Raw genomic sequence first — 22,031 nt, 5'->3', positions numbered from 1 at the left:
GCCCCCCTCCCGCCCGGCGCGGCCGCACTGCCCTCCGGCGGGTCCGTTCCCCCGTTCCGGGGAAGCGCCGGGCCCGTCGCCGCGCGGGCCGGGCCGGGGCTGGGACCCTTCCCCCATGGCGCAGTCGCAGCACCTCACCGCCCCGGTCGGCACCGTCGTCTCCCGGATGCGCGCCCTGGACGCGGAACTGCCCGAGCGGGACGGGATCGCGGTCTTCAACCGGGTGTACCTCGCCGTCACGGAGGAGGTGGAACGGCGCCTGGACGCGGGCGGGTTCACGGACCCCGGGGCCGCGGCCACCCTCGACGTGCGGTTCGCCGAGCGCTACCTGGCCGCCGTGGCGGCGGAGGCAACCGGCCGCCGGCCCCCGGCCTGCTGGCGGCCGTTGTTCCAGTTCCGCCGCCATCCCGGGGTCCGCCCACTGCAGTTCGCGCTGGCCGGCGTCAACGCGCACATCGGGCACGACCTGGCGCTGGCCGTGGTCGACACCTGCCGTACGCTCGGCTGCGAACCGGCCGATCTGGAGGATGAGTTCGACCGTGTCGGCGACCTGCTCGTCTCGCTGGAGGAGCGCGTCCGCGAGGATCTGATGCCGGGGCCCGACCTGCTCCAGATCGCCGATCCGCTGACCCATCTGATCGGTTCCTGGAGCCTGGAGCGGGCCCGGGACGCGACCTGGTCGGCGGCCAGAGCGCTGTGGGCGCTGCGCGGGTTCGAGGACCTGGTCGAGGAGTTCACCGAGCGGCTGGACGCGGCCGTGGGCCTGGCGGGCCGGATGCTGCTCACGCCGCTGGGCGGCTGAGGTGGCCGGATCCGGTCGGCCGCGAGCCGTGACCGGAATCCACGGCCGACGGCCGTACGTTCACGGCGGGTACCCGACTGCAAAGGAGCACCGATGACCGTCCGGCTCGGCCTTTCGCTTCCCCAGATGCGGCAGTACTCCCTCGGCACCGACGTCCCCGACGTGGCACGCGCCGCCGAACGGATCGGCTACGAGAGCCTGTGGGTCTTCGAGCGTGCGCTGTTCCCGGAGCCCGCCACCCAGGGGCTGTACGGCCTTGAGGGAGTTCCCTGGCCCGAGCGGTACCGGGGCGTGGCCGACCCGCTGGTCACGCTCACCCTCGCCGCCGCGGTCACCGAGCGGGCCCGGCTGGGCAGCAGCGTGCTGGTGGCGCCCCTGCACAACCCCTTCCAACTGGCCAAGTCGCTGGCCTCGCTGGACGCGGCGAGCGGCGGCCGGGTGGTGGCGGGCCTGGGCACCGGCTGGTCCCTCGACGAGTACGCGGCGGCCGGTGTCCGGCCGTTCGAGGAGCGCGGCCGGGTGCTCGACGAGATCATCGAGGTGTGCCGCGCGGTATGGGGCCCCGACCCCGTGCACTACGACGGGCGGATCACGAAGATCGCCTCCGCCGTGGTCGGCCCCAAGCCCGCCCGGCCGATCCCGATCATGCTGGGCGCGCACGGCGGGAAGGCCCTGCGCCGGCTGGTCGACCACGCGGACGGCTGGCTGCCCGTCGGCATGGGCGCCGAGCAGCTCGCCACGCAGTGGCGGGAGTTGCGGGACCTGGCGGCCGAGCGCGGCCGCCAGGAACCGATCGAGACGGTCCTGCGGGTCAACGCCGTGTACACCCTCAAGGCCTACGACGGCTCCGACCGCCGTCCCTTCCAGGGCAGCGTCGACCAGATCGTCGAGGACCTCGTGGCCCACGCGGCGGTCGGCCTGGAGGAGATCCTCATCGACCTCCAGGCCACCCCGCGCGACGCCCGGGAACTCAAGGACGTCGCCGCCGAGGTGTACGAGAAGGCGCGGGCGGCCGGGGTCTAGTCGGTCCTCCGCCGGTCAGTCCTCGGCCGATCAGTCATCGGCCGGTCAGCCCCCGACCGGTCAGTCATCGGCCGGTCAGCCCCCGACCGGTCGGTCCTCCGCCGGTCAGTCCTCGGGGAGTTCGACCGGCGCGATCTCGTCGTAGACGTCACCGGGGCCGGGGTTGGCCGGGTCGGTCGTTCCGCCGAAGTGGTGCATGACGCCCCAGACCGCGTTCAGCGCGGTCTGGACGGCGCCCTCGGCCCAGCCCGCCGTCCAGGAGATGTCGTCGCCGGCGAGGAAGATGCCCCGCTTGTTGGCCGGCAGCCGGTCCTGCATGAAGTGCGTGAACAGGCGCCGCTGGTAGCGGTAGTGGCCCGGCAGGTTGGCCTTGAACGCGCCCATGAAATAGGGCTCGTTCTCCCAGGACACGGTCACCGGGTTGCCGATGACGTGCTTCCTGATGTCGACCTTCGGGTAGATCTCGCCGAGTGACTTCAGCATCACCTCCATCCGCTCGTGCGCGGACAGCGGCAGCCACTTCAGACTGTCGTCGCACCAGGTGTAGGAGAGGCAGATGACGGCGGGCCGGTCCGGGCCGTCGTCGAGGAGGTAGGTGCCGCGCGTCATCCGGTCGGTGAGCGTCATCGACATGACGTCCCGGCCCGTCGGCTCTCCCCTCTCGTCGACGGCCTTGTCCAGCCAGAACGGCCGGTCCACCGGCACGAACAGCTTCGAGGACTCCATGTAGTGGGTGCGCTCGATCGCGGTCCAGTGGTCGATCGGGAAGAGCGAGTCGTCGCAGGCGATCTTGGAGAGCAGCATCCACGACTGGGCGGTGAAGATCGCCGCCTGGTAGGTACGGATGTCGCCGTCCGCGTCCGTCACGGTGATCCGGTTGCCGGTGGTGCGGTGCAGCCGGGTCACGGCCGGGCGGGGCGCGCCGTTCTCGTGCAGGGTCGCGAGCGAGGTCCCGTACGCCCAGTGCACGATCTTCTCCGGCTCGCGCTCCCAGAGCCGGAGCGGCAACTGCTGGGAGCCGCCGACGATGCCGCGGTGGTGGTCGTCCGCCTCCGTGTAGACGACCCGCAGGATCTCCAGGATGGAGTTGGGGAAGTCGGTGTCCCAGCCGCCCGTTCCGAAGCCGACCTGGCCGAAGATCTCGCGGTGCCGGAAGGACCTGAAGGCCTCGGAGTCGCAGAGGAAGCCGTAGAAGGTCTGGTTGTCGAGCTTCTCGACGAGCTTCGCCCAGATCTCGCGGATGCGCGGCACGTCCCGCTCGCGCATGGCGCGGTTCATGCCGGAGAAGTCGGCGCCCTCCTCCAGGCACTTGTTCCAGGCGTCGGCGACATCCCGGTAGACCTGCGGGAGATCGTCGATCGTCTCGGCGTAGTGCGACTCGCCCTTGAGGTCGACGACGGTCGAAGGGGTCGTCTCCGCGAGGGGGTTGGGGAACGGGCGGGTCTCGAGGCCCACCAGGTCGATGTAGTGCTGGAGCGCGGTGGAGGACGGCGGGAACCGCATCGCGCCCATCTCGGCTCTCAGCGAGGGGTCGCAGCCCTCGAAGCCGACGGTCCGCAGCCGGCCGCCGATCCTGTCGGCCTCGTACACGACGGGCTTCAGGCCCATCTTCATCAGCTCGTAGGCGGCCACGATGCCGGACAGGCCACCGCCGATGACGGCCACCTCGGTGCCGTGCCCGGTCGCCGGGATCTGCCCGAGGCCCGCCGGATGGGCGAGGAAGTCGTCGTAGGCGTACGGGAAGTCCGGGCCGAACATGGTGATCGGCGGCTGCTGCTCGTCGGCGTGCTCGACGGCGTTGGGCACCGTGGACGTCATGGGGTACGGACTCCTTGCGGAAAGCTGGAAGAAGAGCGAGAACGGGGGAAGGGGAAGAGCAGCAGGAGAGGTCAGATCAGGGACCCGTAGAGGCCGGGGCGGCGGTCCTTCAGATACGGGTTCGCCTCGCGGGAGGCGGCGAGCAGGGCGGGGTCGAGGTCGGCGAGGACGAGTTCCTCACCGCGGCCGGCGCGGGCGCGGGCGACCCCGTCGGGTCCGGCCAGCGTGGAGAGCCCGAAGAACTCGAACTCCCCTTCCTGGCCGACGCGGTTGGCGTACGCCACGTACATCTGGTTCTCCCAGGCCCGCACCGGGACCAGGGACTCGGCGACGAGCTCGAACGGGTGCATGTTCGCCGTCGGGACCAGCAGCAGGTCGGTGCCGGCCAGGGCGTGGGCGCGGACGAGTTCCGGGAACTCCACGTCGTAGCAGATCATGATCCCGACGGTGAGACCGTTCAGCTCCGCCTGGACGACCGGCTGGTCACCCGCGGTGAAGTGGTCCTGCTCGAAGCCGCCGAAGAGGTGGGACTTGCGGTAGTTCACGAGCCGGGTCCCGTCGGCGGAGATCAGCTGGGCGGAGTTGTGGACGCGGTCACCGTCGCGCTCCGGGTAGCCGTAGGCGACGGCCAGGCCGTGCCGGCGGGCCAGCCCGGCGATCGCGTCCGCGCTGTCGCCGCCGGCGGGCTCGGCGAGGCGGGCGATGTCGTCGCCGATCGCGTAGCCGGTCAGGAACATCTCCGGGGCGACGAGCAGCGCGGCACCCGCGGCGGCGGCCCGGCCGGCGGCGGCGTCGAGCACCTTGAGGTTCTCGGCGGTCGAGCCGGGGCGGCCGGAGCTCTGGAGCAGGGCGGTGCGCATGCGGGTCCTCACCGGTACGAAAGGGGGTCTGGGGGGCCGTTTAGACCGTACGGTCGGCGGGCCGGGCCGGACAAGAAGGAGCCGTTGCGTGCCGGTGAGCGGTTCGTTGCGTGCGACGGGGGTACGGCGGCGATTCGTTGCGCGGGGGCGGAGCTCCCGCGGCCGCTCCACGATCTCCTTCCGCGGCTCGGGGTGGCGGCGGGCCGGCCGGTGCCGCCCGGCGCGACGGATCGGTCCGTGCCGGGCCGGCGCGACGGATCGGTCCGTGCCGGGCCGGCGCGACGGATCGGTCCGTACCGGGCCGGCGCGACGGATCGGTCCGTACCGGGCCGGCCTCTGCGCGATCGCCGGGCGGCACGCGTCCGACGGTGAGCGGCAGGCCGGCGTCCGCGGCGAGCTCCACGACCGGCTGGGCGGCGCGCCGAGCCAGGCCGCACCGGACGCGGCTCCCTGACGGGCGGACGGCGCCCGCCGCGGGATCAGACGGCGAACACGGTGACGACGGCGGCGTGGTCGGAGGGCCAGTCGTTGCCCGCCACTTCGGGCCAGGGCGCCGGGTTCCCGGTGATCAAGGTCCGGGAGTCGAGCACGCGCAGTCCCCTGTGCAGCACGTAGTCGATCCGGTCCTGGGGTTCGGGCCGTCCGCCGCCGTCCTCGTGGACCGGGTGGATCGGCGACCAGGTGTGGCCGGGCGCGGCGGCCGGGTCCGGGTGCGCCTCCCGGTAGGAGTCACGGAACCCGGCCTCCTCCGCGGCCCTGGTCACCGGCCACTGGACCGCCGGCCAGTCCAGGTGGGAGGGGCAGTTGAAGTCCCCCATGAGCACCACGGGCACCTCCGGGTCCCCGATCCGCCGCAGGGCCTGCCGCATCTGCCCGAGCCGCACCTCCTCGTGGGCGATCAGCTCGTCGGCGCCGAGCCCGTCGAAATGGAACTCGTAGGGCCCGTACGGGGTGTAGTGCAGGTGCGCGGTCCAGATCTCGACCTCGCGGCCGGGGCGGACGGCGATCCGCACCCCGGCGGCTCCGTAGAAGCCGACGTCCGGGTCGCCCAGGCGGGCGGTGACCGGGAAGCGGCTGATGATCCCGAGGTTCTCGCCCGCCGTGTGGTGGTCCCAGCCGAGGGCGTCGGCGAGTTCTCGCGCGCTGGTCCCGGCGGTCTCCTGGAGGCCGACGACGTCCGCGCCCGCGTCCATGATGGCCTTGACCTGCTTGGCCCGGTGGTCGTCGACCGGGCGGCCGCCGAGCCACAGGTTCCAGGACATCACGCGGAGTTCCGGGACGGCCATCTCGCTCAGCTCCCTCGGGGTGACCCCGACCAGCGTGTCACGGACGGTCCGGCCGGGCGCGCCGCCGATCGGGGCGAGCGAGGGCACGGCCAGCACGGCGCATCCGGCGGCCTCGGCGGAGGCGACCCCGGTCTCGGTGTCCTCGACGGCGACACAGGCCGCCGGGTCGACGCCGAGGGCGCGGCAGGCTGCCAGGTACGGGTCGGGGGCGGGCTTGGTGCGGCCGGTGTCGTCGGCGGTGACGGAGACGGCGAACCGGTCCGGGCCGAGGGCGTCGAGGACGAGGTCGGCGACCGCGCGTGGGGACGCGGTGACCAGGGCGGTGGGGACGCCGGCCGCGGCCAGCGCGTCCAGCAGGTCGAGGGCGCCGGGGCGGGGCACGATGCCGGTGCGGACGCGGGCCGCGAACTCCCGGTGCAGGCCGGCCGCCAGAGCCGCGGCCGGCCTGCCCGTGGCGGCGGCGAGCCAGCCAGCGGTGTGCTCCACCGGCCGGCCGAGCACCTCGGGTTCGTCGGCCCGGGTGAGCGGCCGCCCGGCGACCTGTTCCACCGCCTCCCACCACAGTCGCTCGGTGTCGACGAGCGTTCCGTCCATGTCGAACAGGACGGCCCAGGGCGGGCGGGCCGGAACCTGGGTGTGCGGGAGTCGTGGGTGGGGGGTCACGTCGTCGTCGTTCCTCACTGCCGGCCTGCGGAAGCGCTACGGGCTGCCGCACTGCCGGCTGGTAGATGCACTGCTGGCCTGGTGGATGCGCTACTTCCGGACGCGTTCCGCCACGAGCACCGGCCGCTCGGGCAGCGACACGCTCACGGCTGATCCGGCGCCCAGCCCGGTGGCCTCGTGGGCGGGCAGGTCGGCCTTGGCCTCGGTGCCGTCGGCCAGCCGTACGGTGACCCGGACGACGGCGCCCAGGAAGGCGGTGGCGACGACGGTGGCCGTACCGGCGCCGTCCGCGCGCACCTGGACCGCCTCCGGCCGCACGAGCACGTCGACCTCGCCCGCGGCCGGCGCCTGCCCGTCGGCCGGCAGCCGCTGCCCGAGCACCTCGACCGAGCCGTCCTTGACCGTCCCCGGGATCCGGCTCATCGTGCCGACGAACTCGGCGACGAAGGCGGTGGCCGGGCGGCCGTACAGCTCGGCGGGTTCGGCGCACTGTTCGAGCCGCCCGGCGCGCATCACGGCGACCCGGTCGGCGATGGACAGCGCTTCCTCCTGATCGTGCGTCACGAACAGCGTGGTGATGCCGAGTTCCCGCTGGAGCCGGCGGATCTCCTCACGGAGGCTGAGCCGGACCTTGGCGTCCAGGGCGGACAGCGGCTCGTCGAGGAGGAGCACGCGGGGGCGCAGGGCCAGGGCGCGGGCCAGCGCGACGCGCTGCTGCTGGCCGCCGGAGAGCTGGTGCGGGAACCGCTCCCCCTTGTCACCGAGCCCGACCAGCTCCAGCAACTCGGCGGCCCGCGCCCGCCGTTCACTCGTGCGCACCTTGCGCATCCGCATTCCGAAGGCCACGTTGTCGACGGCGTTCAGATGCGGGAAGAGGCTGTACGACTGGAAGACCATCCCGGCGTCACGGCGGTGCGCCGGGACCCGGGTGACGTCCTCGCCGTCCACCAGCACGGCGCCGGAGTCGGGGTGTTCGAACCCGGCGAGCATGCGCAGCGCGGTGGTCTTGCCGCAGCCGGACGGGCCGAGCAGGGCGAGGAACTCGCCCTGGTGAACGGTCAGGTCGAGGCCGTCGAGGGCGACGGTGGCGCCGAACTCACGTCGAAGCGACCGGAACTCGACGGTGGCGGCCTTCTCAAGGGTGGCGGTGGTCATGGTGTCTCATCCCCGGGAGGAAGCGGTACGGTCACGGCCGCCGGCACCGGCGAGCGCGAGGAGCAGGGCCCAGGTCACCAGGAGACTGAGCACGGAGACGGCGACGGACATCTGGGCCTGCGAGCCGCCGACGTCGTAGATCCACACGGCGAAGGGTTCGAAGCCGAGCAGCCGCGCCACGGTGAACTCGCCGAGCACCAGGGCCAGCGTGAGGAAGGCCGCGTTGAGCAGCGCCCCCCGCAGGTTGGGCAAGACGGCGCGGACGAGGGCCTGCGGCCAGTTGGCGCCGCAGCTGCGGGCGGCCTCGACGAGGGTGCGCGCGTCGATCGCGCGCAGTCCGGCGTCCAGTGCCCGGTAGACGAAGGGCAGCGCCATCACGACGTAGGCGAGGACCAGGACGACCGGGAAGCCCGGGTTCTGGATGGCGACGAAGGTCTCGAAGAGCGGGGTCCGGGAGAGGTGGTCCGGCCCCCACTTGAGCACGCTCGCGATACCGGCGACGAACGCGATCGGCGGCACCACCAGCGGCAGCGAGCAGACGATCTCGACCACGGGGCGCAGCCTGGGCGCGCTGAGCCGCAGGGCGACCACGGCGGGCACCGTCAGCAGCAGCACGACGGCGATGGTGGCGACCGCCAGCTCCAGTGAGAGCAACAGGCTGGACACGAACCCGTCGGCGGACAGGATCTGGGTGTAGGCGTCGAAGGTGACGCCCTGGCCGGGCACGTCCACCGTGAAGAGGACGGAGGCCCCCAGCGGGACCAGGAAGTAGAGGGCGGCCAGGCCGAGGACGGCCCAGCGCCAGGGGGTCAGGCGTCGAGCCATCGCGCGCTCCGTCGTTGCAGGGGCAGGTACACGGCCATCACCACGCCGGCCACCAGCACCATGTCCAGGCTCAGGGCGAGGGCTACGTTCTCCTGGCCCACCAGGACGTTGCCGGAGAGCGCGTCGGCGATCTGCAGGGTGACCAGCGGGACCGCGCTGCCGACCATCGCGGCGGCGGTGGCGTAGGCGGCGAAGGCGCTGCCGAAGAGCAGCACGAGCCCGCCGAGCAGCGAGGGCGCGAGCACGGGCAGGGCCACGAACCGCCAGTACTGCACGCCGGTGGCGCCGTTGTTGAGCGCGGCCTCCCGCCACTGCGCCCGCAGCCCGTCCAGTGCCGGGGTGATGGTGAGGACCATCAGCGGAATCAGGAAGTACAGGTAGACGAGGACCAGCCCCCAGAAGCTGTACAGGTCCCAGCCGTGGTCCGCGAGGTGCAGGCGCACGGTCAGCACACCGGCGTTGCCGAGGGTCGCCACGAAGGCGAACGCCAGCGGCACGCCGCCGAAGTTGGCGAGCACACCGGAGGCGGTGAGCACGGCCTCACGCAGTGCCCGGGAGCGCGAGCTGACGACGGCCTGGGCGAGCGGCAGCCCGACGACGGCGCCGATGAGGGCGGAGAGCGCGGACAGCTTCACGCTGCCGACGAGCGCGGTGAGGTACGGCCCCTGGAGTGAGTCGGTGAGGTTGCGCCCGGTGTACGAGGAGACCCCGCTCGTCGGGTCCTTGACCGTGAAGGCGCCGTTCAGCATGGCCACGGCCGGCAGCCCGAAGGCGACGGCCGTGAAGACGAGGAGCGGGACCACGGCGATCCAGCCGGGGGCGCGGCGCCGCCGCTTCTGGGAAGCGGCGGACACCACGTCGGCCCGCGTGAGCGTGGCCGTCATCCGGAGACGGCCTTCGACCAGCCCGTCGTGAGCACCGTCTTGGCCTTGTCCTGCTGGGCCTCGGTCGGGAAGGCGGGCGTGCCGGTGACCGCGGGCAGCTTGGCGGCGGCGGTCTTGTCCAGGGTGCCGGCCTTCTCCATGGCGGACATCAGGACCGGACGCGCGTACCCCTTGAGCCACAGGTTCTGGCCCTCGGTGCTGTACAGGTACTCCTGCCACAGGCGGGCGGCCGCCGGGTGCGGGGCGTCCTTGTTGATGGCCTGGGAGTAGTACTGGGCGTACTGGCCGTCGCTCGGGATCGACACCTTCCAGTCCACGCCCTTGGACTTGAACTCGTCGGCGTAACCGGCGTTCAGGTAGTCCCAGTCGATGGAGATGGGCGTCTCGCCCTTCTCGACGGTGGCCGGGGTGGACTCGACGGGCGTGTAGTTGCCGTTCTTCTTCAGCTTGGCGAAGAAGTCCAGACCCGGCTGGATGTCGTCGAAGGAGCCCTTCTCGGCGAGCGCCGCCGCATAGACGCCGCCGAACGCCGAGCCGGACTTGGTCGGGTTGCCGTTGAGGGCGACCTGGCCCTTGTACTGCGGCTTGAGCAGGTCGGCGAAGGTGGTCGGGCAGGCCTTGACCCGCTTCGCGTCGCAGCCGATCGAGATGTAGCCGCCGTAGTCGTTGTACCAGCGGGCCTGCCCGTCCTTCTGACCCTCGGGGATGTCGGAGTACGAGGTCACCTTGTAGGGCGCGAGCAGCCCCTGCTGGGCCGCGCTGAGCGCGAACGACGAGCCGAGGTCGAGCACGTCCGGGGCCCGGTCCTGCCCCTTCCGCGACGTCACGGCGTTGATCTCGTCCTGGCTGGATCCGTCGGGGCTCTCGTCCTCGATCTTGATGCCGTACTTCTTCTGGAAGCCGTCGATGATGGCGCCGTAGTTCGCCCAGTCGCGGGGCACGGCGATGATGTGCAGCGTGCCCTCCTTCTTGGCGGCGGCGATCAGCTTGTCCATGCCACCGAGGTCGGCGGCGGAGGTGGCGGTGGCGGCGCTCTTGCCGCCGGAGGTGGTGGACGACGCGTTGTCGGGAGCGGCACCGCAGCCGCTCAGGGCGAGCGCGGCTACGGCGGCGAGGGAGCCGCCGAGGAGGGCGGTTCTCGGCAGGGACACGGGCACGGTCTCTCCAGGGAGTACACACGAGGGTGAGTGGCGCCGTGGACGGCGCCGAGTAAACTTGTCTGAACAAGTTGGCCCCAGTACGCCCGGCGTGGGTGTCGGCAACGTGAACGCCGCATAAATCCTGAACCCCAATTCCCTGCACAGTCCTGGCCGGTTCGGAGCTGGCACGAAACCGCCGGGGACGTCGATTAGGCTGGTCACGCTGTGCACAGCGGCCTACTCAGAGGGGAAGCATGACGGCGCGACACGAGGAGATCGCCGACGAACTGCGGCGCGCCATCGACCGCGAGGAGTACACCGTCGGCAGTCGGCTGCCCTCGGAGACGCAACTCGCCGCGGAGTACGGCGTCTCCCGCGGCACGGTCCGCCAGGCGGTCGCCGCGCTCACCGCCGAGGGGCTGATCGGCTCCCGCCAGGGCGCCCGCCGAGTGGTGCTGGCCAGCCGCCGCAGCCAGAGCTTCGCGGAACTGCGCAGCTTCGCGCAGTGGGCGAGGGCGATGGGCCGTGAGGCGACGGGGCAGGTGGTCTCCCAGGGGTACCGGGCGGCTACCCAGGAGGACGCCGTTCGCCTCCAACTCGGCACCGGCACGCCCGTGTTGCATGTACTGCGGGTACGCGGGCTGGACGGCGAACCGGTGTTGCTGGAGCGCACGGTGTACGCGGACTGGATCTCCGCGGTGGTGGAGGCGATAGAGCCGCAGTGCCCCTCGGTCACACAACGCCTGTACGAGGACAAGGGGTTGGTCTTCGCGTACGGCGAGCACGTCATAGACGCGGTGGCGGCGGGGGCACAGGATGCCGAGCTGCTCGGCATCCGCCGGACGAGCCCGCTGCTGCGGGTGCGGCGGGTGACGACGACGCGGGAGGGGCGGCCGGTGGAGTGGTCCGACGACCGCTACCGGTCGGACGCGGTGAGCTTCAGTGTGCACAACTCCATCGGGAACAACGCGTTGGCGAGGAAGACCGCCGAGTAGAGGTGACCGGGGGGTGCGGTGGTGGGCCGGATGCGGGCCGGTGGGGGTTGTTCGCGCGGTTCCCCGCGCCGCTTGGCCCGCGGTGGTACCGCGCCCTGAAGGGGCGCGGGGAACTGCGCGACCAGCCACGAATCAGCCGCACCCGGCGCACCACCGCGCCACCGGCCTCTCCCCCGCTCTCACCCCGGCGCCCCCGAGGAGAACCTCCTCAGCAGGGGCGACAGCACCAGCACCGACTTGGTCCGCTCCACGAACGGCTCCCCCGCGATCCGCTCCAGCACCCTCTCGAAGTGCCGCATGTCCGACGCGAAGACCTGCACGACCGCATCGGCCTCCCCGGTGACGGTCGACGCGGCCACCACCTCCTGGTAGCGCTCCAGCCCCCGCTGGATGGTCTCGGGCGACGTGTTGCGCCGGCAGTAGATCTCGACGAACCCCTCCGTCTTCCAGCCGAGGGCCGCCGGATCGACCCGTACGGTGAATCCGGTGATCGCCCCGGTGGCGCGCAGCCGGTCCACGCGCCGTTTGACGGCAGGCGCGGACAGGCCGACCAGTTGCCCGATGTCCGCGTAGGAGCGGCGGGCGTCCTCGGCGAGGGCGTGCACGATGCGTTCGTCGAGATCGTTCAGCAAGGGGTTGTTCAGCTCTCAGGTCGTGCAGGACGGGACCGGCGCTGGCCGTACACGAAGTAGAACACGAGCCCGAGGCCGCCCAGGAGCGGGCGGCGCCCCGACAAGCCCGGGGAACCGCGCGACAGGCCGCGCCGGACCCGCACCGGACAGCGGCGCCTAGCTCCAGCTCGCGTGCAGCGGCTTGCCCTCCGCGTACCCCGCCGCGCTCTGGATCCCCACGATCGCCTTCTCGGCGAACTCCTCGAGCGACCCCGCACCCGCATACGTGCACGACGACCGCACCCCCGCGATGATCGAGTCGATCAGGTCCTCCACACCCGGGCGGGCCGGGTCGAGGTACATCCGGGACGTGGAGATGCCCTCCTCGAAGAGCGCCTTGCGGGCCCGGTCGTAGGCCGACTCGTCCGACGTGCGGTTGCGCACCGCCCGCGCCGAGGCCATGCCGAACGACTCCTTGTACAGCCGCCCGTCGGCGGCCTGCTGGAGGTCGCCCGGGGACTCGTAGGTGCCCGCGAACCAGGACCCGACCATCACGTTGGACGCGCCGGCGGCCAGCGCCATGGCGACGTCACGCGGGTGCCGGACACCACCGTCGGCCCACACGTGCTTGCCGTACTTCCTGGCCTCGGCGGCGCACTCCAGGACCGCCGAGAACTGCGGCCGGCCGACGCCGGTCATCATGCGGGTCGTGCACATGGCGCCCGGGCCCACGCCGACCTTGACGATGTCCGCGCCGGCGTCGACGAGGTCCCTGACCCCTTCCGCGGAGACGATGTTGCCGGCCGCGATCGGAACGTGCGGGTCGAGGCCGCGGACCAGCCTGACCGCGCTGATCATCGACTCCTGATGACCGTGCGCGGTGTCGATGACGAGCGTGTCGACGCCCGCGTCGAGCAGCTGCTTGGCCTTGTCCGCGAAGTCCCCGTTGATCCCGACGGCGGCGGCGATGCGCAGCCTGCCCTTCGCGTCGGTCGCCGGGGTGTACAGGGTCGCGCGCAGGGCGCCCTTGCGGGTGAGGATGCCGGCCAGCTTGCCGTCCGGGTCGACCGCCGGGGCGTAGCGGCGGTTGGCGGCGTCCAGCTTGTTGAAGGCCTCGCGGGGGTCGATGTCCGCGTCGAGGAGCAGCAGGTCGCGGGACATGACCTCGGTGAGCTGGGTGAACCGGTCGACGCCGGTCAGGTCCCGGTCGGTGACGACGCCGACGGGGCGGCCGTCCTCGTCGACGACGACACCCGCGTTGTGCGCCCGCTTCGGCAGCAGGGCGAGGGCGTCGGCGACGGTCTGGTGCGGGGCCAGCACGATCGGGGTGTCCAGCACCAGGTGACGGCTCTTGACCCAGGTGATGACATCGGTGACCACGTCGATCGGGATGTCCTGGGGGATCACGACGAGTCCGCCGCGCCGGGCCACCGTCTCGGCCATCCGCCGGCCCGCGATCGCCGTCATGTTGGCGACGACCAGCGGGATGGTGGTGCCGGTGCCGTCCGGCGAGTCGAGGTCCACGCCCTGACGCGAGCCGACCGCGGAGCGGCTCGGCACCATGAACACGTCGTCGTACGTCAGGTCGTAGGCGGGCTGGATGTCGTTGAGGAAACGCACGTGCCGCACATCCCAGTCGATCAGAGGTGACCCCCGGACCGGCCGGCCAGGGGGAAGAGCACGTACTTCATTCTCCCATGCGGACCCGTACGTCGTGCCCGGGACGAACGTCCAGCCAGGTCAGAGCCTCCTTGGAGGAACCTCCAGGGACACCGCGGGCCGTCCCGTCACCCGCGGGCGGGGGCGAGGGGCAGCGCCGGTTCGCCGGCGGACGCGCCGGTGAGCACCCGCCGGGCGGTCTGCCACTCCGGGCCGGTCACCCGCGCGGACACCGGTGTCACCGTGCCCGCTCGCCGGCTTCGGGAAGCGCGGGCAGGTCGTCCAGGAAGTCGTCGGAGGGCACGAAGAAGAGCGTGCCGGTGAGCGCGGTGGAGAAGTCGAGGATCCGGTCGTGGGTGGCGTCCGGGGTGCCGAGGAACATGTTGCGCAGCATGTGCTCGATGACGTCCGGTGTCCGGGCGTACCCGATGAAGTAGGTGCCGAACTCGCCGCCGCCGGGGCTGCCGAACGGCATGTTGTCCCGCAGGATCTGCTGTTCCTCGCCGTCGGGTCCGGTGATCGTGTTCAGGTCCACGTGGGAGGCAGGCGCCGCCAGTTCGAGGTTGGTGGTCTTCGTACGCCCGATGATCCGCTCCTGCGCCTCGACGGGCAGCGCGTTCCAGGCGTCGAGGTCGTGGACGTACTTCTGTACGACCACGTAGCTGCCGCCGGCATGGCCGGGATCCTCCCCGCCGATCAGGACGGCCCGGCGGGCGGCGGCGCCCACCGGGTTCTCGGTGCCGTCGACGAAGCCCAGCAGGTCGCGGGCGTCGAGGTACTTGAAGCCCTGCACCTCGTCCTCGACGGTCACCGCGTCGCGCAGCCGGTGCATGATCTCGGCGGCGAGCCCGAAGCACAGGTCGAAGCGGGTGGCCCGGATGTGCAGCAGGAGGTCGCCGGGGGTGGCGACCGCGGTGTGCCGGGGGCCCTCCAGCGGCCGGAAGGGGCGCAGGTCCGCCGGGCGGGGGTGGTCGAACAGGCGGTCCCAGGCGGCGGAGCCGACCCCGGCCACGACGCTCAGCGCGGCCTCCGGGGCGCCGAACCCGAAACTGCGCTCCAGCGCGCGGAGATCGCCCAGCACCTCCCGCGCCGTCTGCTCGCCGCCGGGACGGACGGTGAGCACCAGGAAAATCGCGGCGGTGGTCAACGGACCGAGCACCGGCTGCGGTTCGGCTCCCGGCACGGACTGGGGTTCAGTGGTCAACGCGTCCTCCCGTTGTGATCGGCACACAGTACACATCCTCGGGGTCGCGGCGGCCAGTCGATGAAGACGCTCCACACGGTTACCGCCGTGCCTTCCGTACGCGGGCGCCGTCCGAGTGCGCGGAACTCCCGAAGAAACCTTCGCCCGCCGGAATAGACAGACCTGTCCATGGGGTTGAGCAGGCAAGGTAGACAGACAGGTCTACTCACCAAGGACCTCCGAACCGACGGTCTTCGGCCCCGTCCCCGCGAAGGATCTCCGATGAACCACCCCGCACCACACGAGCGGACCGAGCGCACCAGGGCATCACGCAGGCCGATCCCGCCGCGCGCGGCGTTCTACCTGCTCGCCTCCGTCATCGTCTCCTTCCTCGCCGCCTCCAGCGCGCCCACCCCGCTCTACGCGACCTACCAGGCCGAATGGGGCTTCACCTCGATCACCACCACGGTCGTCTTCGGCGTCTACGCGATCGCCGTCCTCTCCGGCCTGCTGGTCCTCGGCAAGCTGTCCGACCACGTCGGCCGCCGCCCGGTCCTGATCACCGCGATCGCCGCCCAGGCCGCCGCGATGCTGCTGTTCTCCACCGCCGGAGGCGTCGGCGAACTCCTCGTCGCCCGCGTCGTCCAGGGCCTGTCGACCGGCGCCGCGCTCGGCGCGGTCGGCGCCGCGATGATGGACCTCAACCGCTCCCGCGGCACCGTGGCGAACGCCTTCGCCCCCGGTCTCGGCACCGCGACGGGCTCGCTGGTCAGCGGCTTCGTGGTGCAGTACCTGCCCGCGCCGACCCACACCGTCTACCTCGGCCTGCTGGCAGTGTTCGCGGCCCAGGCGGTCGCCGTCGCCCTGATCGACGAGACCGTCACCAAGGAGCCGGGCGCCCTGGCCAGCCTGGTCCCCGAGATCCGGCTGCCCCGCACGGTCCGTGGCGCGGCCCTCTCCGCGGCACCCGTCATCTTCGCCGTCTGGGCGCTCGCCGGGTTCTACGGCTCGCTCGGCCCCGCCCTGATCCGCACCCTGGTCGGCTCCACCTCCGCGGTCTGGGGCGGCCTCGGCCTCTTCGTCCTCGCGGTCGTCTCGGCCGCCTCGGTCCTCGCCCTGCGCCAGTCCCGGGCCACGACCGTGATGTACACCGGCATCGGCGCACTCGTCGCCGGGGTGGCCCTGACCCTGGTGGCCGTGGACCTGAGCGCACCGGCGCTGTTCTTCCTCGGCACGGCCGTCGCCGGTGTCGGCTTCGGCAGCGGCTTCCAGGGCGGCATCCGCACCGTGCTGCCGCTGACCAGGCCCCACGAGAGCTCGGGCGTGCTGTCCCTGCTGTTCATGGTCGCCTACCTCGGCATGGGCGTCCCCGCAGTCGCCGCCGGCGCGCTGGTGGTGCACGGGGGCGGACTGGTCCCGACCTCCGAGGAGTACGGCGCGGTGGTCATCGCCCTGGCACTGCTGGCCCTGGCCGCCCTGCTGCTGCGCGGCAGGCCGCAGACCGGGCCCGGCGTGATGGTGACCTCCGGCGGCCCGCAGACGGTCCCGGTCCGCACGGAGCAGGAAGAGCCCGTCACACAGGCGCGATGACGGGCAGAGGAGCCTGAGTAGACCGGTCTGGTCAGCCGTAGACTGAAGATGTCGGGAAGGTGAGTGGCATGACGAAGACGTTGACCGCCGCCAAGGCCCCTACGGCCCGGGAGCGGCTGCTCGCGGCGGCGAACGAGCTGTTCTACGCGGAGGGCGTGCAGACGGTCGGCATCGACCGGATCATCGAGCGCGCCGGGGTCGCCAAGGCCTCGCTGTACAACACCTTCGGCGGCAAGGAACAACTCATCCGCGCCTACCTCGACTCCCGGCACGCCCGGGTGACCGAGCGGCTGCTGCGCGCTGTCGAGGGCGCCGACACCCCACGGGACCGGCTGCTGGCCGTCTTCGGCGCGCAGGCCGAGCTCTTCACCGAGCAGAGCTACCACGGGTGCGCCTTCGTGGCGGCCAGCGCCGAGGCCAAGCACGGCAGCGCCATCGAGGAGGCCTCCGACGCCGCTCGTGCCTGGATCCGGGCCCTGTTCACCGACCTCGCCCGGGACGCCGGCGCCCCGGATCCCGAGGGCCTCGCCCGCCGGCTGCACCTGCTGTACGACGGGGGCGGGGTGTCCGCGCGGATGGACCGCGACCCTTCGGCGGGCGCGGTCGCCCGCGAGGCGGCCGCCGTCCTGATCGACGCGGCACTGCCGACCGGGTCCTGAGAGCCCTTTGCCGCAGGGTCCGCCGGTCCGCCGCGGCAGCGTTGTCACCCCGGCTGCCGCGGCGCCCCGGCGGTCGCGGTCAGAGGCCGTCCGGGTCCGCGCGGTTCAGCGCGGGCTTGGGAGTGGTGCCCGCCGTCATCAGGTAGTCGGCGGCCGAGGTGTCGGTGACGAGGCTGGTGACCAGCCCCGACCGCAGCACCGCGTCGATCGCGGCCGCCTTGCGCTGCCCGCCCGCGATGGCGACGACCTCGGGGATACGGCGCAACTGGTCGGCCTTGACCGTGATGCAGCGTTCCCCCAGGTCCCGTCCGACCCGGCGGCCCTCGGCGTCGAAGAGGTGCGCGGCCATCTCGGCGGCGACCCCCAGCGTGGCGTAGTGCGCGCGCTCCTCGTCGCTGAGCATGTCGTGCACCGTGGAGATACCGGGCTCCCAGGAACCGATGGAGACACAGGCGACCGTGACCTTGTCGAAGTACTCGAAGGCCCGGGCGATCCCCGTCTGGTTGCGCAGCGCGGCCGCGGTGGCCGCGTCGGGCAGCAGCATCGGCGCGTAGATGGGGTGGGCGTCGCCGCCGGACACCTGGGCGGCTCGCCGTACGGCCTCGACCGAGCCGCGCTCGGAGGTCCCGGCGTCGTACACGCCGGTCAGCTGCACCACCGTGCACGGCGGCAGCCGGTCGAGCGCGGCCGCCATGTGGATGGTGGAGCGGCCCCAGGCGAGGCCCAGCACGTCCCCCTCGTTGACGAGTTCGCCGAGCAGGTCCGCGCCGACCTCGCCGAGGTTCTCGGGGTCGGGGGTCTCCTCCGCCTCGGCCGGGGACTCGACCACCACGGCATGCCTCAGGCCGTAGCGGGCGCGGAGCGCGTCCGAGCGCTCGGCGTCCAGTTCGGCCGGTACGCGGATCTCGATGCGTACGAGATCCCTTTCGAGGGCAGTCTCCAGTACCCGGGCCACTTTGAAGCGGCTGACGCCGAACTCCTCAGCGATCTGGATCTTGGACTTGCCTTCGAGATAGAAGCGGCGGGCCATGGCCGCCGCCTGCACCAGCTCTGCGGGTCCCATCCGCACGGCTGACCGGCCCGCCGACATACCCGACACGGCCATCTCCTCACTGCTGTTCACACTCTGGATACGCCGTTCATCCTTGCAGATCCGGCGCACTTGATCAGCCCTGATCGAAGCCGTTCACGTTCCCGTACCTCAGTGGTCGCACGCCCACGATGCCTGGGCGGTGGCCGTCTCCGCCTGCGTGCGTAGTGCACGTACCGCCTCTGCCGGGTCGTTTGCCCCGTACACCGCGGAACCTGCCACAAAAACGTCGGCTCCGGCGTCCGCGCACCGCTCGATCGTCGACGCGGAAACTCCACCGTCGACCTGGAGCCACAGTTCCAGTCCGTGCTTGCTGATCAACTCCCGGGTACGGCGGATCTTGGGCAGCATGATGTCGAGGAACGCCTGACCGCCGAAGCCCGGCTCCACCGTCATGATCAGCAGCATGTCCAGCTCAGGGAGCAGATCCTCGTAGGGCTCGATGGGCGTCGCCGGCTTGAGCGCCATGGAGGCGCGGGCGCCCTTCGCCCGGATCTCACGAGCGAGCCGGACCGGGGCGGCCGCCGCCTCCACGTGGAAGGTGACGGAGGAGGCACCCGCTTCGACGTACTGGGGCGCCCACCGGTCGGGGGCCTCGATCATCAGATGACAGTCCAGCGGGGTGTCCGTAGCACGGGCCACGGACTCTACGACCGGCACACCGAGCGTGAGGTTGGGGACGAAGTGGTTGTCCATGACGTCGACGTGGAGCCAGTCGGCGCCTTCGACCGCCTTGGCCTCGTCCGCGAGGCGGGCGAAGTCGGCGGAGAGGATACTGGGGTTGATCTGCACGGCCATGCCCCAAGCGTGCCATGCCCCGACGGGGAGGGCCGAATGGGGTTCGGAGGTGGTTGCGGCCGGGGGTGCGGCGCCGGTGCGTGCGGGCTGAGCACACGGTTCTCCGCACCCCTTTCGAGGCGTTTCGCCCCCGTTTATCACTCGTCGTCAGCCGGTCCGGCGGATCAGTGCCAGATACATCGCGTCCGTGCCGTGCAGATGCGGCCACAGCTGCACATCCGGCCCCTCCCCCAGCTCCGGCATCCCCGGCAGCCACGGACGCGCGTCCACGAGCTCGGTCTCCGGCCGCTGCTTCAGCACGTCCTGGACCACCGCCCGCGTCTCCGCCAGATGCGGGGAACAGGTCACGTACCCGACCACCCCGCCCACCCGCACCGAGTCGATGGCGGTACGCAACAGCGCACGCTGCAGCGGACCGAAGTTCTCGAGATCCTCGGGCCGACGCCGCCACCGCGCCTCCGGCCGGCGCCGCAGCGCGCCCAGGCCCGTGCACGGGACGTCCATCAGAACCCGGTCGAAGCTGCCGGCACGCCACGGCGGCCGGGTGCCGTCGGCGGCGATCACCTGGTACGGCCCCGGGTTGCCGTGCAGCGCCTTCGCGACCAGCCCGGCCCGGTGCGGCTGCTTCTCGGAGGCGAGCAGCACCGCCCCCCGCTCGGCGGCGAGCGCGGCGAGCAGCGCGGCCTTGCCGCCGGGTCCGGCACAGCCGTCCAGCCACTTCTCGTCGGGACCCTCGACCGGCACGCCCGCAAACGCGAGGGCGACCAGCTGGCTGCCCTCGTCCTGCACACCCGCCCGGCCCTCCTGCACGGCCGTGATGGCGCCGGGCTCCCCGCCCTCGGCGAGCCGCACGGCGTACGGCGACCAGCGCCCCGGTACGGCAGCCTCCTCACGAAGGAGCTCCTCGGTGGTGGCCCGCCCCGGCCGGGCGACCAGCGTCACCTCGGGCCGCTCGTTGTCGGCGGCCAGCAGCTCCTCGATCCCCGCACGGCCGCCGCCCAGAGAGTCCCAGAGCGCGGAGACGACCCACCGCGGGTGCGAGTGCACCACGGCCAGATGATCCTCGGGGTCCTCTTCGTAGGGCGGCGCGACCTTGGCGATCCAGCCGTCGAGATCGTCCTGCGCGATCTTGCGGAGCACGGCGTTGACGAACTTGGCCCGCCCGTCGCCCAGTACCACCCGGGCCAGTTCGACGGAGGCGGAGACAGCGGCGTGGCTGGGAATACGGGTCCCGAGCAGTTGATGCGCACCCAGGCTGAGCACGTCCAGTACCGGCGGGTCCACCTCGCGCAGCGGCCGGTCGACGCACTCGGCGATGATCGCGTCGTACGTCCCCTGCCGGCGCAGCGTCCCGTACACCAGCTCGGTCGCCAGCGCGGCGTCCCGCCCGTCGAAGTCGCCCTTCTCCCGGGCCTTGCGCAGCAGCGGCGGCAGCACGAGGTTGGCGTACGCGTCCCGCTCGTCCACGGCGCGCAGCGCCTCGAAGGCGAGGATGCGGACGGGGTCCTTCTGAGGACGGCGGTAGGGCTTGGCGGGCCTGCGCGGCCGCCGGGACTGCTCGCTCACGAAAAAGGTGCTCCGGTCATGGGAATGAGGCGGCTTCCAGCGTACGCCGGGTACGCCGCGAAGCCGCTGCTGGGAAAGGGGGCTCAGCCGCCGAGCGTCTCCCCGGCTCCGATGCGCACACCGCGCGCCCAGTCGGCGGCCCGCATCGGCTTCTTGCCCTGGGCCTGCACCCAGAGCAGCTCCACGGCGTACGACCCCGTCCCCACGTGCACGCTGTTCTTCCCGACGGCGACCTGCGCCGGAGCGAGATCGGTCCGCTCGGGCACCGGTGTGACCTGGATGAGCTTGAGTCGTTCACCGCGGAAGGTGGTCCAGGCACCGGGGGCCGGGGTGCAGCCGCGCACCACCCGGTCGACCCGCAGCGCCGGCGCCGTCCAGTCGACCCTCGCGTCCTCGACGGTGATCTTCGGCGCGAGGGTGATGCCCTCCCCCGGCTGCGGTACGGCCTTGAGCGTGCCGTCCTCGATACCGTCCATGGTCGCGGCGAGCAGCCCGGCCCCGGCGAAGGCGAGCCGGGTCAGCAGGTCACCGCTGGTGTCGGTGGGCCGGATCTCCTCGGTGACGGTCCCGTAGACGGGGCCGGAGTCGAGGCCCTCCTCGATGAGGAAGGTGGAGGCCCCGGTGATCTCGTCCCCCGCCATGATGGAGTGCTGTACAGGAGCCGCCCCGCGCCAGGCGGGCAGCAGCGAGAAGTGCAGGTTGACCCACCCGTGGGCCGGCACGTCGAGCGCGACCCGCGGCAGCAGCGCGCCGTACGCCACCACCGGACAGCAGTCCGGCGCGATCTCCGTCAGCCGCTCCAGGAACTCCGGGTCGCGGGGTTTGACCGGCCTCAGCACCTCGATCCCGGCCTCCATCGCCCGCTCGGCCACAGGCGAAGCGACCAGCCTGCGCCCCCGCCCGGCCGGCGCGTCGGGCCGCGTGACCACGGCGGCCACCTCGTGCCGTCCGGAGGAGACAAGAGCGTCCAGAGCAGGAACGGCGACTTCGGGAGTACCGGCGAAGACAAGCTTCATGGGCGACTGCGACCCTCTCCAACGACATCAACACGGGCAACAAACAAGTCTATGCCGCACCGATCAACCCCCCTCACGGACCACGACCGCTGACCGCCGCGAGCCGACCAACAGCCGACAGGCGCAGGCGACAACCCGCAGGCGCAGGCGCAGGCAACAACCCACAGCACAGGCACAGCCGACAGGCGGTTACCGCGCGACCGGCTGGCGGCGGTGGCGCCGGACGGCGCCCGCTCATGCGCCAGGCGACAGGCGCACGCGACACGCGACAGGTGCGGGCGAGAGGCGACAGGTGCGGGCGAGAGGCGACAGGCGAACGCGAAGGCCACAGCCGACAGGCAGGCCACACGCGCACAGGCACAGGCACAGGCCACGGGCCACAGGCCACAGGCCACAGGCCACAGGCCAC

The 22,031-nt window shown here is 72.2% G+C and carries 20 protein-coding genes; 6 read left to right on the top strand and 14 right to left on the bottom strand.

From position 1 onward, the window contains the following. Nucleotides 1-115 precede the first annotated feature (115 nt). Nucleotides 116-802: a DUF5995 family protein gene (locus LQ326_RS02215; RefSeq protein WP_234531788.1), complete on the top strand. Its 687-nt coding sequence runs from the start codon at nucleotides 116-118 to the stop codon at nucleotides 800-802. A gap of 93 nt (nucleotides 803-895) precedes the next feature. Beyond that, a complete protein-coding gene (locus LQ326_RS02210; RefSeq protein WP_234531787.1) occupies nucleotides 896-1,825 on the top strand; it encodes an LLM class F420-dependent oxidoreductase in 930 nt (309 codons plus the stop codon). A 105-nt stretch (nucleotides 1,826-1,930) separates the two neighbouring features. Here the strand turns inward: LQ326_RS02210 and LQ326_RS02205 are convergent, their stop codons facing one another. Next, nucleotides 1,931-3,643 (bottom strand): flavin monoamine oxidase family protein, encoded by a 1,713-nt coding sequence (locus tag LQ326_RS02205; RefSeq protein WP_234531786.1) that lies wholly within the window; start codon nucleotides 3,641-3,643, stop codon nucleotides 1,931-1,933. Between the two features lie 71 nt (nucleotides 3,644-3,714). After that, the gene (locus LQ326_RS02200; protein WP_234531778.1) at nucleotides 3,715-4,503 is read right to left on the bottom strand and encodes a carbon-nitrogen hydrolase family protein; all 789 of its coding nucleotides are present in this window, start codon (nucleotides 4,501-4,503) and stop codon (nucleotides 3,715-3,717) included. A gap of 265 nt (nucleotides 4,504-4,768) precedes the next feature. On the opposite strand from LQ326_RS02200, the gene LQ326_RS02195 reads away from it, so the two are divergent. After that, complete coding sequence (locus tag LQ326_RS02195; protein WP_234531777.1) at nucleotides 4,769-4,957, top strand: hypothetical protein; 189 nt, start codon at nucleotides 4,769-4,771, stop codon at nucleotides 4,955-4,957. A 25-nt stretch (nucleotides 4,958-4,982) separates the two neighbouring features. On the opposite strand, the gene LQ326_RS02190 is transcribed toward LQ326_RS02195, so the two are convergent. From LQ326_RS02190 to LQ326_RS02170, 5 genes are all read right to left on the bottom strand, one after another. Continuing rightward, nucleotides 4,983-6,452, bottom strand: coding sequence for an HAD-IA family hydrolase (locus tag LQ326_RS02190; RefSeq protein ID WP_308401845.1), 1,470 nt, complete (start codon nucleotides 6,450-6,452; stop codon nucleotides 4,983-4,985). Nucleotides 6,453-6,542: 90 nt separating this feature from the next. Next, nucleotides 6,543-7,607 (bottom strand): ABC transporter ATP-binding protein, encoded by a 1,065-nt coding sequence (locus LQ326_RS02185; protein ID WP_234531776.1) that lies wholly within the window; start codon nucleotides 7,605-7,607, stop codon nucleotides 6,543-6,545. Nucleotides 7,608-7,613: 6 nt separating this feature from the next. Beyond that, a complete protein-coding gene (locus LQ326_RS02180; RefSeq protein ID WP_234531773.1) occupies nucleotides 7,614-8,432 on the bottom strand; it encodes an ABC transporter permease in 819 nt (272 codons plus the stop codon). Next, a complete protein-coding gene (locus tag LQ326_RS02175) occupies nucleotides 8,417-9,316 on the bottom strand; it encodes an ABC transporter permease (RefSeq protein WP_234531771.1) in 900 nt (299 codons plus the stop codon). Before LQ326_RS02175 ends, LQ326_RS02180 begins: the two co-directional genes overlap by 16 nt. Then, nucleotides 9,313-10,473, bottom strand: a complete 1,161-nt coding sequence (locus tag LQ326_RS02170; RefSeq protein WP_234531769.1) for an ABC transporter substrate-binding protein — start codon at nucleotides 10,471-10,473, stop codon at nucleotides 9,313-9,315. The genes LQ326_RS02175 and LQ326_RS02170 overlap by 4 nt, the downstream gene beginning before the upstream one ends. A gap of 236 nt (nucleotides 10,474-10,709) precedes the next feature. Between LQ326_RS02170 and LQ326_RS02165 the strand changes: the two genes are divergently transcribed. Further along, nucleotides 10,710-11,450, top strand: a complete 741-nt coding sequence (locus tag LQ326_RS02165) for a GntR family transcriptional regulator (protein WP_234531766.1) — start codon at nucleotides 10,710-10,712, stop codon at nucleotides 11,448-11,450. Between the two features lie 179 nt (nucleotides 11,451-11,629). Here the strand turns inward: LQ326_RS02165 and LQ326_RS02160 are convergent, their stop codons facing one another. The 3 genes from LQ326_RS02160 to LQ326_RS02150 all read right to left on the bottom strand — a co-directional run bounded on the left by LQ326_RS02160 (nucleotide 11,630) and on the right by LQ326_RS02150 (nucleotide 14,924). Beyond that, entirely contained in the window at nucleotides 11,630-12,082 is a 453-nt protein-coding gene (locus tag LQ326_RS02160) for an Lrp/AsnC family transcriptional regulator (RefSeq protein ID WP_234531765.1), read from the bottom strand. A gap of 156 nt (nucleotides 12,083-12,238) precedes the next feature. After that, entirely contained in the window at nucleotides 12,239-13,681 is a 1,443-nt protein-coding gene (locus LQ326_RS02155) for a GuaB1 family IMP dehydrogenase-related protein (RefSeq protein WP_234531764.1), read from the bottom strand. Between the two features lie 277 nt (nucleotides 13,682-13,958). After that, nucleotides 13,959-14,924, bottom strand: a complete 966-nt coding sequence (locus LQ326_RS02150; RefSeq protein ID WP_234531763.1) for a Dyp-type peroxidase — start codon at nucleotides 14,922-14,924, stop codon at nucleotides 13,959-13,961. A gap of 261 nt (nucleotides 14,925-15,185) precedes the next feature. Between LQ326_RS02150 and LQ326_RS02145 the strand changes: the two genes are divergently transcribed. Both LQ326_RS02145 and LQ326_RS02140 read left to right on the top strand, forming a co-directional pair. After that, nucleotides 15,186-16,493 (top strand): MFS transporter, encoded by a 1,308-nt coding sequence (locus tag LQ326_RS02145; RefSeq protein WP_234531762.1) that lies wholly within the window; start codon nucleotides 15,186-15,188, stop codon nucleotides 16,491-16,493. Nucleotides 16,494-16,561: 68 nt separating this feature from the next. Then, nucleotides 16,562-17,152, top strand: a complete 591-nt coding sequence (locus LQ326_RS02140) for a TetR/AcrR family transcriptional regulator (protein WP_234531761.1) — start codon at nucleotides 16,562-16,564, stop codon at nucleotides 17,150-17,152. 79 nt (nucleotides 17,153-17,231) lie between these two features. Here the strand turns inward: LQ326_RS02140 and LQ326_RS02135 are convergent, their stop codons facing one another. The 4 genes from LQ326_RS02135 to fmt form a co-directional block, all read right to left on the bottom strand. After that, nucleotides 17,232-18,275, bottom strand: coding sequence for a sugar-binding transcriptional regulator (locus LQ326_RS02135; protein ID WP_234531760.1), 1,044 nt, complete (start codon nucleotides 18,273-18,275; stop codon nucleotides 17,232-17,234). A 78-nt stretch (nucleotides 18,276-18,353) separates the two neighbouring features. Then, a complete protein-coding gene (rpe, locus tag LQ326_RS02130) occupies nucleotides 18,354-19,040 on the bottom strand; it encodes a ribulose-phosphate 3-epimerase (RefSeq protein ID WP_234531759.1) in 687 nt (228 codons plus the stop codon). 147 nt (nucleotides 19,041-19,187) lie between these two features. After that, complete coding sequence (locus tag LQ326_RS02125; RefSeq protein ID WP_234531757.1) at nucleotides 19,188-20,606, bottom strand: RsmB/NOP family class I SAM-dependent RNA methyltransferase; 1,419 nt, start codon at nucleotides 20,604-20,606, stop codon at nucleotides 19,188-19,190. An 83-nt stretch (nucleotides 20,607-20,689) separates the two neighbouring features. Continuing rightward, nucleotides 20,690-21,622, bottom strand: coding sequence for a methionyl-tRNA formyltransferase (gene fmt / locus LQ326_RS02120; RefSeq protein ID WP_234531756.1), 933 nt, complete (start codon nucleotides 21,620-21,622; stop codon nucleotides 20,690-20,692). Between the last annotated feature and the right edge of the window lie 409 nt (nucleotides 21,623-22,031).

The organism is Streptomyces shenzhenensis (assembly GCF_021462265.1).
Lineage (GTDB): Bacteria > Actinomycetota > Actinomycetes > Streptomycetales > Streptomycetaceae > Streptomyces > Streptomyces shenzhenensis.
The sequence above is the reverse complement of the archived record's forward strand: the minus strand, read 5'-3'. Positions and strand labels throughout refer to the sequence as shown.